Genomic DNA, 12728 nt, shown 5'->3' on the forward strand with positions numbered 1-12728 from the left:
CCGACCTCCCATCAAGGTGCTCGCCACCGCGCCGTCCATCGCCAGGCCGCCCGCTGTCGCCGTGCCTGGCGTCTTGGCGCCCCCCATCCCAGCGCCCGCCGTCGTGGCGCCCGCTGTCGCGGGGGCGGGACTCGGCGGGCCGTCCGTTGTCGGTGACCTCTACCGTCAGCTCGTCGCCCCAGCGCACGGTGACACGGACCGCGGTCGCCCCCGCGGCGTGCTTGCGGACGTTCGTCAATGCCTCCTGGACGATCCGGAAGGCCGCCACGCCGACCTCCGGCGCGACCGGCCGGGGCTCGCCCTCCACGGTCAGCGTCGCCGGGACCCCGGACCCGGTCACCAACTCGGGCAGCGTCGCGAGGCCCGGCTGCGCGCCGCCCCCGGGGACGTCGCGCAGGGCGTCCAGGAGCGAGCGCAGCTGGGTGAGCGCGCCGCGCCCGATGTCCGCGATGCGTTCGAACGCCTCGTCGGCCCGCTCCGGACCGCCGAGGGGGGCGGCCTCGGCCTGGACGACCATCAGCCCGACCGAGTGGGTGACGATGTCGTGCATGTCGCGGGCGATCCGCGTCCGCTCGCGGACGACCGCCGCCGCCCGCTCCTGCTCCAGCCGCCGCGCCCGCTCGGCGTGCTCGGCGGCCTGGGCGCGCCGGGCCTGCTCGGCCGTCCCCAGCGCGAACGCGGCGGCGAACGCCGTTCCGAGCAGCGGATAGACGTCGGCGTCCTCGTCCGGCAGGACGATCGAGACGTACACGGCGACCGCGAGGATCGGCACCGACAGCAGCCGCAGCAGCGGCCGGCTCNGCGCCGCGATCGTGTAGGCGGACACGAGCGGCCCCCAGGGCAGCAGCAGCGGCTTCTGCCACACCACCAGCGCGGTCATGGCGAGCCCGACGATGAGCCCGGTCAGCAGCGGCGCCCGGCGCCGCCACAGCACCGGGACCGACGCGAGGACGGCCAGCGCCACCACCCACCACGGGCGCGCCGACACGAGCGCCGGCCCGACCGTGGCCAGGGTCACCGCCAGCGCCACCAGGCGGTCGAAGGTCCGGGTGTCGCCCATGCGCTCCAGTCTCGGGGACGCCCGCCGCCTCGCACGTCACCCGCGCGAATGAGAACCGATCTCATCCTCGCGCCCCCGCCCGACCGCGACGACGCGCCGCGCCCCGTCCGCAGTGGCCACTCGTGCGGGTGGTCGTTCGGTAGGCGGCTTGGCAGGCGGACGGTGACCATCAGGCCGCCGCCCTGGCACGGGAGGGCGGCCACCGCTCCGCCGTGCGCGGTCGCGATGGCGCGGACGATCGACAGGCCGAGCCCGGAGCCGCGGTCCGAGCGCACCCGGTCGTTGCCCAGCCGCCGGAACGGCTCGAAGATCGTCTCGACCTCGTAGTGCGGGACGACCGGGCCGGTGTTGGTGACGGTGAGCTCGGCCCAGCCGTCGCGGCCGCGCGTGGAGACCGACAGTTCGCCGCCGTCGCGGTTGTGCCGGATCGCGTTCTCGACCAGGTTCTGGACGAGCCGCTCCACCAGCACGGGGTCGCCCGCCGTGGGCGCAGGGCCGAGCCTTCGGTCGGCCGTCAGCCCCCGCGGCCCGGCCTCGGGGGCGGACTGGTCGAGGACGTGCCCGGCGACGTCCGCCAGGTCCAGCGGGCTCGCGTCCACCATGACGTTCTCGCCGCCCGCGAGCGTGAGCAGCCCGTCGATGAGCCGCTCATGGCGCCCGTTGACGACCAGCAGCGACTCGCCCAGCCGTTTGACGTCGTCGGTAGCGTCGGGGCGGCGCAGTGCGACGTCGACGAGCGTCCGGTTGATGGCGAGCGGGGTGCGCAACTCGTGCGAGGCGTTCGCGACGAACCGCCGCTGGACGTCGAACGACCTGGCGAGCCGTCCGAGCATGGTGTCGAAGGTGTCGGCCAGCTCCTTGACGTCGTCGCGCGGCCCCTCGTAGGCGATGCGCTCGGTCAGGTCGTGGCTGCGCGCCACCCGCCCCGCCGTCTCGGTGATCTTGTGGACGGGACGCAGCGCCCGGTCGGCCAGCAGCCAGCCCAGCCCGAGCCCCGCCGCGCCCACCAGCCCCAAGGCGACGCCGCCCTGGGTCAGCAGCGCGTTCAGCGTCTTGTTCTGGGAGTCCTTGGCGGTCTTGGCCAGGTCCGTCTGGAACCTTTTGACCGAGACCGTCCCCGAGGGCGGCAGCGGCTCCGCCCGGCCCGTGAACTCCGGCCCCTGCGCCGGATTCCGCCCCTCGCCGGGCGCCTTCTCGTAGACCCGGTCGGTCGCGACCGGCTCCGGCGCCTGCTGGAGGCTGTTGCGGACGAGCAGGTAGGTCAGCCCCAGCAGGACGATGCCGGCGGACAGGAACAGCCCGGTGTACAGCAGGGTGAGCCGCATCCGGATCGTCAGCCGGAGCCTCTCGGCGAGCGTCGTCATGGAATGCGGTACCCCACTCCCGGGACGGTTTCGATGACCGGCGGGTCGCCGAGCTTGCGGCGGAGCTTCATCAGCGTCACCCGGACGGTGTTGGTGAACGGGTCGGTGTGCTCGTCCCACACCTTCTCCAGGAGGCGCTCGGCCGAGACGATCGTCCCGTCGGCGCGCAGCAACTCGGCGAGCAGGCCGAACTCCTTGCGCGCGAGGTGGACGAACCGGCCGTCGCGGTGGACCTCCCGGCGCGCCGGGTCGAGCCGGATCCCGGAGCGCTCCAGCAGGGGCGGGGACGGGGGGCTGGCGCGCCGGCCGAGGGCGAGGATCCGCGCCACCAGCTCCTCGAACGCGAACGGCTTGGTCAGGTAGTCGTCCGCGCCGAGCCGGAGCCCGTCGACCCGCGCGGGGACGGCCACGGCCGCGGTGAGCATCAGCACCCGGACGAGCGCGCCGGACTCCACCACGGCGCGGCAGACGTCGTCGCCGTGCACCACCGGCAGGTCCCGGTCGAGGACCAGCACGTCGTAGTCGTTCACGCCGAGCCGCTCCAGCGCGGCGTCCCCGTCGTACACCACGTCCACGGCCAGGGCCTCGGCTCTCAGCCCCTCCGCGATCGAATCGGCGAGCATCCGCTCGTCCTCGGCGATCAGTACGCGCACGTCTGCCGTCCTCCAGCCCCTGTCCGTCTGCCGCACAGCTTCGGGCAACGCGCGTAACGCCGGCATAACGAGATGTGGTTACGCCGGGGTTATCGGGCGGGGGCTGGACTGGCGGTCGCCGCCGGGCGCCCGTCCGGCGGGACGACAGGGAGACCGACCGATGCGACGACAGACGTTCGCGGCGCTGGCCCTGGTGCCGGCGCTCGGCCTCGGGTTGCAGGCGTGCGGGGGCGACGGCAAGGGGACCGCGGCCACCGGGACCGCCAAGGCCGTCAGCGACCAGCAGAAGATGCGCCAGTACGCCCAGTGCATGCGCGCCAACGGCGTGGACATGGACGATCCGTCGGGGGACGGCAAGGTCACGACGAGGATGTCGAAGAAGCCCGGCGCGAAGGGCAAGGACGGTCCCGACGAGGGGCCCGGCGGCATGGACGACGCGCAGAAGAAGTGTCGGCACCTCATGCCGAACGGCGGGAAGCCGCCGAAGCCCAAGCCGGAGGAGATCGCCAAGCAGCGCGCCTACTCCAAGTGCATGCGCGACAACGGCATCGCCGCGTTCCCCGACCCGGACCCCGACGGCGGAATCAAGATCAAGATGGACCGGGGCTCGGACATGGATCCGCAGGGCCAGAAGTTCAAGAACGCCGACAAGGCGTGCAAGAAGTACGCGCCGGACCGCGGTCCCGGCGGGGCCGGGGCCGGCAAGTCCGGGATCGACAGTTGACCAGGAGGCGCACCGTGGTCCTGGGCGCCGCCGGGGTGGTCGTGGCCGGCGGCGCGGGCCTCGCCACCGCCGGGCTGGGCGGTGACGGCGGACCGGCCGCCGCGCGCAGCGGCCTGCCGCCCGCGACCGCGCCGATCGAGAAGACGACGCTGGTCGAGACCCAGCAGGTGGACGGCACGCTCGGCTACGGCACCGCCCGCACCGCCGCCGGCGCCGGCCGGGGGACGCTGACCTGGCTCGCCGGGGCCGGGTCGGTGATCTCCCGGGGACGGCCGGTCTACCGGGTCGACAACAAGCCGGTCCCGCTGCTGTACGGCTCGCTGCCGCTCTACCGGACCCTGTCCACCGGCACGAAGGGCCCGGACGTCTACCAGTTCGAGCGGAACTTGCAGGCCCTCGGCTACACCGGGTTCACCGTCGACAAGACCTACGGCTCCGCCACGGCGGACGCGGTGGAGCGCTGGCAGGAGGACCTCGGGGTCACCGAGACCGGGACGGTCGCGCCCGGCTCGGCGATGATCGCCTCCGGGGAGATCCGGGTGGCCGAGCGGAAGGCGAACGTCGGCGACCGGATGGGCGGCCCGCTGCTCACCTACACCGGCACCACCCGGGTCGTCAGCGTCGATCTCGACGTGGAGTACCAGCGGCTCGCGAGGAAGGGGGCGACGGTGGAGATCGGGCTGCCGGACGGCGGCTCGACCAAGGGCACGATCACGTCCGTGGGGAAGGTCGCCAAGGAGGGCCAGGGCGACGACCAGCCGACGACCGTCGCGGTCACGATCGCCGTCCGCGGCCAGCGGTCGCTCGGCACCTACGACAAGGCGCCGGTGGACGTGGACCTCACCGCCAACCGGCACCCGGACGTCCTGGCCGTGCCGATCGGCGCGCTGCTCGCCAAGGGCGACGGCGGCTACGCGGTGCAGGTCGTCCAGAACGGCGCGGTCAGGACGGTCCCGGTCGAGACCGGCGTGTTCACCGAGGGCAAGGTCGAGATCTCCGGTCCCGGCCTGACCGAGGGCATGAACGTGGGGGTGCCCGCATGAGCCCCGTCGTGGAGCTCCGGGAGGTCACCAGGACCTATCCGGGCGGCGTGACGGCGCTGGACGCGGTGTCGCTGACGGTCGAGGCGCGCGAGCTCGTCGCGATCGTCGGGCCGTCCGGCTCCGGCAAGTCGACCATGCTGCACCTGCTGGGCACGCTCGACCGGCCGAGCGCCGGGACCGTCCTCGTCGAGGGACGGGACGTGTCGGCGCTGCCGGACCGGCGGCTGTCGGCGCTGCGCGCCCGGCGGATCGGCTTCGTCTTCCAGCAGTTCCACCTGGCCGCCGGGGTCAGCGCGCTGGACAACGTCGCCGACGGCCTGCTGTACGGGGGAGCCGCCCCGGCGCGGCGGCGGCGCCTGGCCCGCGCGGCGTTGGAGCGGGTCGGGCTCGGGCACCGCCTCGGCCACCGCCCGCACCAGCTGTCGGGTGGCGAGAAGCAGCGGGTCGCGATAGCCCGCGCGGTCGTCGGCGAGCCGGCGATGCTGCTCGCGGACGAGCCGACCGGCGCGCTGGACTCCGCGTCGGGCACGGGCGTCCTCGACCTGCTGCGGGAGCTGGCCGGAGCCGGGACCACCGTCATCCTGATCACCCACGACCGGGACATCGCCGCCCTGCTGCCCCGCCAGGTGCAGATGCGCGACGGCCGGATCGTCGGCGACGACGCCTGGGCGGAGGCGCGATGAGGCGCAGGAGAGAAGGCGGCGCGCACGGAGGCGGCGCGCACGGGGGCGGTGCGACCGGGGGCGGTGCGACCGGGGGCGGCGACGCCCCGGCGCGGCTGCGGCCGCGGGACGTGCTGCGGGTCGGCGCCGCCGGGCTGCGGGCCCGCCCGATGCGGGTGTTCCTGTCCGCCCTCGGGATCGCGATCGGCATCGCCGCCATGATCGGCGTGGTCGGGATCTCCACCTCCAGCCGGGCGCAGCTCCAGGACACCCTGGACCGGCTCGGCACCGACCTGCTGACGGTGGGGCCCGGCCAGGACCTGTTCGGCGACGACGCGAAGCTGCCCGAGGAGTCGGTCGGCATGGTCACCCGGATGGCGGACGTGGCGTCGGCGTCGGCGACCGGGAAGCTGGCCGACACCCGCGTCTACCGCAACGACCGCATCCCGGAGGGGGAGAGCGGCGGGGTCACCGTGCTGGCGGCCCGCCTCGACCTGCCGCGCACGATCGGCCTCACGATGTCGGCGGGGTCCTGGCTCAACGCCGGGACGGCCAGGTACCCGGCGGTCGTCCTCGGCTCGGAGACGGCCGCGCGGCTCGGCGTGTCCACGCCGAACGTCCAGGTGTGGCTCGGTTCGCGGTGGTTCACCGTCGTCGGCGTCCTGAACCCCAACGGCCTCGCGCCGGAGCTGGACTCGGCCGCGCTGGTGGGCTGGGAGGCGGCCGCGTCCCACCTCGGCTTCGACGGCCACCCCACCACGATCTACGCCCGGGCCGACAAGGGGTCGGTGGCGCGCGTGCGGGACCTGCTCGCCGCCACCGCCAGCCCCGAGTCGCCGAACGAGGTGCAGGTCAGCCGCCCGTCCGACGCCCTGGCGGCCGAGAACGCCACGAACGAGGCGTTCACCGGGCTGCTCCTCGGCCTCGGCGGGGTGGCGCTGCTGGTCGGCGGCGTCGGCGTCGCCAACACGATGGTGATCTCGGTGCTGGAGCGCCGCGCCGAGATCGGCCTGCGCCGCTCCCTCGGCGCCACCCGCGGCCAGATCAGGTTGCAGTTCCTCACCGAGTCGCAGTTGCTGGCCGCGCTCGGCGGCCTCGGCGGCGTCGCGCTCGGCATCGTGGTGACGGCGGTGTTCGCGGTGACGCAGGGCTGGCCGACCGTGGTGCCGCCGTGGGCGATGGCGGGCGGCGTCCTCGCCACCCTGGTCATCGGCGGGATCGCCGGCCTGTACCCCGCGATCCGCGCCGCGCGCCTCGCGCCCACCGAGGCCCTCGCCGCCGCCTGACCGCCTCGCCTGAGCGGCCTCGCGGGGGCGGGCTCAGGCGAGGCGGTCCCTCCGGCCCTTGAACGCGTCCTCGGCGATCCCGTGCTCCTCCGTCTGAGGCGCGGGAGGCCGGTGATTTCTCAACGCACCGGTCCTGACCAGCGGTGGCAACAACTGTAAATACGCGATCACTTAAGGTGATCAAGCGTGCGCGCTAGGGTCGAGACCCCGCCCCGCCTGCGGTTCTGGGCCAGTTGCCCCCGGCGTGGACCGCGGACGGGGCGCGCAGAGGGGTCCGGCCCACACAGCCGGGACACCAGGCCGCCGGGATCCAACCGGGACAGTCCTTCCTTGCACCCCGGCCCGGCGGCCACCCCCCTCGGGCGCCGGAGGGCGGCCAGGCGGCCAAGGCGGCCAAGGCGGCCAGGGCGGCCGGGCGTGGTCACGGCGAGGGCGGCAGCGGCCGGCCGGTCAGGAACGCCGTCACGGCGGCGCGGTAGAACGCGGGCTGCTCGGCCTCGATCACGTGGCCCGCGCCCCGCACCTGGACGAGCTTCGCGCCGGGCAGGGTGTCGCGGTACTCGCGGGCCAGCTCCGGCTTCTTGTAGTCGCACTCGCCGCGCAGGACCAGCGCCGGGGTCGCCGTCCCGCGCAGCGCCGGACGCGGGTCGGGGACCTTCAGGGCGTCGTCGGAGGTCAGCTGGTTGGAGTAGAACCCCGAACGCGAGGACGCCTCGTGCAGCGGGCGCTCGGGGTAGCAGGTCGCCGCCGACCCGACCGTGGACAGCAGCCGGTTGAACAGGGGGTCGATCTCCTCGTCCGGGACGAGGTCGTGGGCGGCGCGGGGGTCCACCGCCATGAGCAGCGACCAGGCGATCAGCCGGGGCCTGTTCTCCAGCCCGTCCATCTCCCGGCGCTGGACGGGGGTGAGGCGGTCCCACAGCTCGCCCTCGCCCGACTTCTCCCATTCCGGCGCCCACAGGGCGCCCGGCGACACCAGGACCATCCGGGCGACGCCGCCGGGATGGGCCGCGAGGTACTGGGCCGCGAGCGTCGCGCCCCACGAGCTGCCGACCAGGACGAGCCGCTCGGCCCCGATCCGCCGCCGGATGGCCTCCAGGTCGGCGATCTGCCGCGCCACGGTGTACCCGGTGGGGTCCTTCAGCCGCTGCGAGCGCCCGGAGCCGAGCTGGTCGTAGGTGTAGACGTCGAACCCGTCCGCGGCCAGCTCCCGGTCGAGGTCGTCGGGGCCCGAGCCGGGCGTCCCGGGCCCGCCGTGCAGGCGCACCACCGGCGCCGGACGGGCCCGGCCGTGCGCGGGGGTCAGCGTGTAGGCGATGCGGGAACCGGTGGACAACTGCCAGTAGCGGGTGTTCTGGGCGGGCAGCGCGGCCGCCGGGATGTCGAGGGGCCGGAAGAAGGTGACCGCCATGGCGAGGGTCGCCAGGACCGCGGTCGCCCCGGTGACGAGCGCCGCGGCGAGCCGCCCGCGCCTGCGGAACGCCAGCCGGCCGCCGGGCAGGGCCAGCGCCCCGGTGACCAGGACCATGGCGGCCACGCCGATCACCGCGCTCGGCGCGACGGCGGCGCGCAGCGCGGCGGCGAGCAGGAACGCGACGACGCCGGCCGGGGGACCCAGCAGGACGGCGGCGGCGAGGAGCGCCCTGCCGCCGACGCGGCGGCGCACGCGGGGCCGCGGGTGGGCCGGGGCGATGGACGTGAAGGTGGTCTGCTCTGTCATGCCGGTGACGCTAGGGACGGGCCCCCGCCGCGATCGTCCCTCGGCCGGTACCCATTTCGTCCCCCCGCGGGGGGACGGCCCGCCCTCCACCCGGAGGATCCCGCGGGCCACCGGCCTTCCGTACGCTGACCTGCATGGGGTCACAGCGATGGCGGCCGGATCGGCGCGCCGACCGCGGATGGGGCTGGATCGGCATCGACGTCTTCGTCGCCTACGTCTCGGCGACGATCACCGTCGGCGCGTCCGACGTCACCGCGTCGGCCACCCACGGGCCGGCCGTGGTGCGGATCGCGGCCGTGGTGTGGTTCGCCGCGATTGCGGGCCGCAGGCTCGCACCGGCGACCGCGTTGTGGGCCGCGGCGGCCGCGACGGTCGCGGTGGCGCTGACCGGCTACCCGCTGACCAACGTGTCCGCGGCGTCCGCGCTGGCCCTGACGATGGTCGTGCAGACCCGTCCCCGGGGCCGCGCGGCGGAGCTGTCCGCCCTGCCGGTGGCCGCGGCGCTCGTTGCGCTGGCCACCGAGAACATCCCGGCGTTCGTGTTCGGCGCCGTGCTGCACGGCGGCGCGCTGGTCGTCGGGGACGCCGCCCGGTCGCGGTGGGAGGCGGCGCGGGCGCTGCGGGCGCGCGAGGTCGAGCGGATCGCCGCGCTCCGCGAGCGGACCCTCGCCGACGAGCGCGCCCGGATGGCCCGCGAGCTGCACGACGCCGTCGGCCACGCGGTCACGATCATGGTGACCCACGCGGGCGCGGCCCGCCTCTCCCTCGGCTCCGGGCAGGAAGCCGGTGCCGGGCAGGACGTCGTCCGGTCGTCCCTGAGCCGGATCGAGGCCGCCGGGCGCGCCGCCCTCGCCGATCTCGACCGCGTTCTCGGCCTGCTCGGCCCGCAGGAGCGGCCGCCCGGCCTGGCCGAAGCGGTGCGCGGGCTGGTCGCCGTGCTGCCGGACGGCCTGCGGGCCGAGGTCGAGATCGCCGAGGACCTGCCGGACGTGCCCGGGCCGGTCGCCGAGGCCCTGCGCCGCATCGTCCAGGAGTCGCTCACCAACGTCGTCCGACACGCCTCCGCGACGACCGTGCGGGTGCGCGTGGCCCGCGACGGCGACGCCGTAGAGGTGGCGGTCGCCGACGACGGGACGGGCGCTGCGCGCGGGCCGTCCCGGGCGGGACGGGGCCTGGCCGGGATGCGCGAGCGCGCCCGCGGGATCGGCGGCACCTGCGACGCCGGGCCCGCGCCCGGCGGGGGATGGCGGGTCGACGTCCGCGTCCCGCTCACCGGGCGGGCCGCCGCGTGATCCGGGTCGTGATCGCCGACGACGAGGAGCTGATGCGCGGCGGCCTGCGCGTCATGCTGGAGACCCAGCCCGACATCACGGTCGTCGGCGAGGCCGCCGACGGCGCGCGCGCCGTCCTGCTCGCCCGGACCACCGCGCCCGACGTCGTCCTGATGGACGTGCGGATGCCCGTCAAGGACGGCGTCGCCGCCACCGCCGAGATCACAGCCGCGGGGACCGCGACCCGCGTCCTGGTGCTGACCACCTTCGAGCTGGACGAGTACGTGTTCGCCGCCGTCCGCGCGGGCGCGAGCGGCTTCCTGCTCAAGCGCACCCCGCCGGAGACCCTCATCGAGGGGATCCGGACGATCGCCGCGGGGGAGGGGCTCCTCGGCCCCTCGGTGACCCGGCGGCTCCTCGGCGAGTTCGCCCGCACCTCGCCCCCGCCCCCGGGCCCGGAGGTCCGGCGCCGCCTGGACCGGCTGACCGGGCGGGAGCGGGAGGTGCTGCTGCTGATGGCCCGCGGCCTGTCCAACGCCGAGATCTCCCGCCTCCTCCACGTCGCGGAGGCCACGACGAAGACGCACGTCAAGCGCATCCTCGCCAAGCTCGCGCTCCGCGACCGGATCCAGGCGGTGGTGTTCGCCTACGACCACGGGCTCGTCCGCCCCCGACCGGGTGAGCCCGGCGAGGCACCCTGATCCCGGGCTATGCGAACATATGTTCGTGTCCGCCGGAGCGACGATCCTGCATGCCGACCTGGACGCGTTCTACGCGTCGGTCGAGCAGCGCGACGACCCCGCCCTGCGCGGGCGGCCGGTGATCGTCGGGGCGGGCGTGGTCCTGGCGGCCAGCTACGAGGCCAAGGCGTACGGGGTGCGGACCGCGATGAGCGGCGGGCAGGCCCGGCGGCTCTGCCCGCGCGCGATCGTCGTCCGGCCCCGGATGAGCGCCTACACCGCGGCGAGCCGCGCGGTGTTCGCGGTGTTCCGGGCCACGACCCCGCTGGTCGAGGGCCTGTCGATCGACGAGGCGTTCCTCGACGTGGACGGGCTGCGCGGCGAGCCCGCCGGGATCGCGGCGCGGCTGCGGCGGGACGTCGCCGAGGAGATCGGGCTGCCGATCACGGTCGGGGTGGCGCGCACCAAGTTCCTCGCCAAGGTGGCCAGCGGCGTCGCCAAGCCGGACGGGCTGCTGGTGGTGCCGCCGGACGGCGAGCTGGACTTCCTGCGCCCGCTGCCCGTCCGGCGGCTGTGGGGCGTCGGGCCCGCCACCGCGGCCAAGCTCGCGAACCTCGGCATCGGGACGGTCGGCGACGTGGCGGACGCGCCGGAGGGCACGCTGGTGTCGCTGCTCGGCCCGGCGGCCGGGCGGCACCTGTCGGCCCTGGCCCGCAACCGCGACCCGCGCCCCGTCCGCACCGGGGTCCGGCGCCGCTCGATGGGCGCGCAGCGGGCGCTGGGCCGCCGCCGGCGGTCCCGCGCGGAGGTGGAGGTCATCGTGGTCGGGCTGGTCGACCGGCTCGCGGGCAGGCTGCGGGCGGCCCGGCGGGTGTGCCGGACGGTCACGCTGCGCCTGCGGTTCGACGACTTCGCCCGGGCCACCCGCTCGCACACGCTGCCCCAGGCCACCGCCGAGACCCCGGTGATCCTGGACGCGGCGCGGGACCTGCTCGCCGCAGCCGCACCCATGATCGGCAGCCGGGGCCTCACGCTGGTCGGGGTGTCCCTCGGCAACCTGCACGACGACGCCGCCGTGCAGCTCGCGCTCCCGTTCGACCAGGCGATGGCGCTGGACGCGGCGGTCGACGGCGTCCGCGACCGGTTCGGCTCGTCCGCGATCACGCGCGCCGCCCTGCTGGGCCACGACCAGGCCCCGCCCATGCCAATGCTCCCCGACTGACCCGCCCGGGGCCGTTCTCATTCCTGGGTCGTGATTCCCAGGCCGTCGGCGCCCACCTGGACGGCCGACTCGTCCAGGACGGCCTCGCGGATCGGCTGCATCCGCCCGTCCAGGTCCAGGACGGGGGAGGCCTCCTTGTACCAGGACTCGATGACCGCGTTGCCCCAGAAGTCGCGGCGGCGGTCGTCGTGGACGTTCCACCGGTACGTCTCGTGGTCGGGGTCGCCGGTGTAGTAGTCGGAGGTGTAGATCTCCACGCGGTGGCCGTCGGGGTCGCGGAGGTAGACGTAGAAGGCGTTGGAGACGCCGTGGCGGCCCGGGCCGCGCTCGATGTGGTGCTCCTTGCCGAGCGAGCCGAAGACGTCGGCGGTGTGCAGGACCTGGTGGGACTCGTGGGTCGCCATCCCGATGTGGTGCAGGCGGGGCCCGGCCCCGCCGGTGAACGCCACGTCGTGGACGGTCTGCTTGCGGAACATCCACGCCGCGTACAGCTCGTGCTGGTCGCCCTCGATGGTCTCCGAGCACCCGAATCCGAGGGACCGGTAGTGCTCGTAGGCGGCGGGGATGTCGGGCGTGCAGATGTTGAAGTGGTCCAGCCGGGCGATGCGGGCGCCGCGGTGCAGGTCGTAGCGCTGGATGAGGCGCTCGCCGCGGGCGATGCCGTGGAAGAACTCCACCGTGAACCCGAGCGGGTCGACGACGCGGACCGCGTCGCCGACGCCGTGGGTGCCCGTCCCGGCGGGGACGCGGCGGACCGGCCGCCCGAGCCCGCCGAAGAACCGCTCGGCGCGGTCGAGGTCCTCGGGGGCGCGGACCCGGTAGGCCAGATGGTCGAGCGCGGCGGCCGGTCCGGCGCGCAGGACGAGGGAGTGGTGGGTCAGCTCGTCGGTGCCCCGCAGGTAGAGGGTGTCGCCGTCCTCGTGCTGGACGTGCAGGCCGAGCATGTTCACCCAGAACCAGCGGGCCGCGGCCAGGTCCGTGACGGCCAGCTGCGCGTAGGCGGACCGGATGACATCGGGGGGAGGAGTGTTCACGGGCCCTCC

12 protein-coding genes are annotated in these 12728 nt (G+C 75.2%); 7 read left to right on the top strand and 5 right to left on the bottom strand.

Annotation, left to right across the window (positions count from 1 at the left end):
• The 3 genes from E1298_RS10140 to E1298_RS10150 all read right to left on the bottom strand — a co-directional run.
• The coding region (locus tag E1298_RS10140; protein WP_131891626.1) for a sensor histidine kinase at positions 1–1060 on the bottom strand (1060 nt) is incomplete at its 3' end.
• Positions 1015–2424 carry a sensor histidine kinase gene (locus tag E1298_RS10145; protein ID WP_131891629.1) on the bottom strand — a complete coding sequence of 470 codons (1410 nt, stop codon included), beginning with the start codon at positions 2422–2424 and terminating at the stop codon, positions 1015–1017. The genes E1298_RS10140 and E1298_RS10145, both read right to left, overlap by 46 nt.
• On the bottom strand, positions 2421–3077 hold the full coding sequence (locus E1298_RS10150; RefSeq protein ID WP_131891632.1) for a response regulator transcription factor: 657 nt from the start codon (positions 3075–3077) through the stop codon (positions 2421–2423). The genes E1298_RS10145 and E1298_RS10150 overlap by 4 nt, the downstream gene beginning before the upstream one ends.
• A gap of 160 nt (positions 3078–3237) precedes the next feature.
• On the opposite strand from E1298_RS10150, the gene E1298_RS10155 reads away from it, so the two are divergent.
• From E1298_RS10155 to E1298_RS10170, 4 genes are read left to right on the top strand one after another with little or no spacing between them, the layout of a single operon-like run.
• A complete protein-coding gene (locus E1298_RS10155) occupies positions 3238–3801 on the top strand; it encodes a hypothetical protein (protein WP_131891635.1) in 564 nt (187 codons plus the stop codon).
• A gap of 14 nt (positions 3802–3815) precedes the next feature.
• The gene (locus E1298_RS10160; protein ID WP_207944545.1) at positions 3816–4844 is read left to right on the top strand and encodes a peptidoglycan-binding protein; all 1029 of its coding nucleotides are present in this window, start codon (positions 3816–3818) and stop codon (positions 4842–4844) included.
• Complete coding sequence (locus tag E1298_RS10165; protein WP_131891641.1) at positions 4841–5527, top strand: ABC transporter ATP-binding protein; 687 nt, start codon at positions 4841–4843, stop codon at positions 5525–5527. Before E1298_RS10160 ends, E1298_RS10165 begins: the two co-directional genes overlap by 4 nt.
• Positions 5524–6792: an ABC transporter permease gene (locus E1298_RS10170; protein ID WP_131891644.1), complete on the top strand. Its 1269-nt coding sequence runs from the start codon at positions 5524–5526 to the stop codon at positions 6790–6792. The genes E1298_RS10165 and E1298_RS10170 overlap by 4 nt, the downstream gene beginning before the upstream one ends.
• 421 nt (positions 6793–7213) lie before the next feature.
• Here E1298_RS10170 and E1298_RS10175 read toward each other — a convergent pair whose 3' ends face one another.
• A complete protein-coding gene (locus tag E1298_RS10175; RefSeq protein ID WP_131891647.1) occupies positions 7214–8512 on the bottom strand; it encodes an alpha/beta fold hydrolase in 1299 nt (432 codons plus the stop codon).
• Between the two features lie 134 nt (positions 8513–8646).
• On the opposite strand from E1298_RS10175, the gene E1298_RS10180 reads away from it, so the two are divergent.
• From E1298_RS10180 to dinB, 3 genes are read left to right on the top strand one after another with little or no spacing between them, the layout of a single operon-like run.
• Positions 8647–9804, top strand: coding sequence for a sensor histidine kinase (locus E1298_RS10180; RefSeq protein ID WP_131891650.1), 1158 nt, complete (start codon positions 8647–8649; stop codon positions 9802–9804).
• Entirely contained in the window at positions 9801–10484 is a 684-nt protein-coding gene (locus tag E1298_RS10185) for a response regulator (RefSeq protein ID WP_243725494.1), read from the top strand. The genes E1298_RS10180 and E1298_RS10185 overlap by 4 nt, the downstream gene beginning before the upstream one ends.
• 25 nt (positions 10485–10509) lie before the next feature.
• Positions 10510–11685 (top strand): DNA polymerase IV, encoded by a 1176-nt coding sequence (dinB, locus tag E1298_RS10190; protein WP_243725495.1) that lies wholly within the window; start codon positions 10510–10512, stop codon positions 11683–11685.
• Between the two features lie 17 nt (positions 11686–11702).
• Here the strand turns inward: dinB and hpaD are convergent, their stop codons facing one another.
• Complete coding sequence (gene hpaD / locus E1298_RS10195) at positions 11703–12719, bottom strand: 3,4-dihydroxyphenylacetate 2,3-dioxygenase (protein WP_131891659.1); 1017 nt, start codon at positions 12717–12719, stop codon at positions 11703–11705.
• Positions 12720–12728: the final 9 nt, after the last annotated feature.

It is taken from the genome of Actinomadura rubrisoli (assembly GCF_004349215.1).
GTDB lineage: Bacteria > Actinomycetota > Actinomycetes > Streptosporangiales > Streptosporangiaceae > Spirillospora > Spirillospora rubrisoli.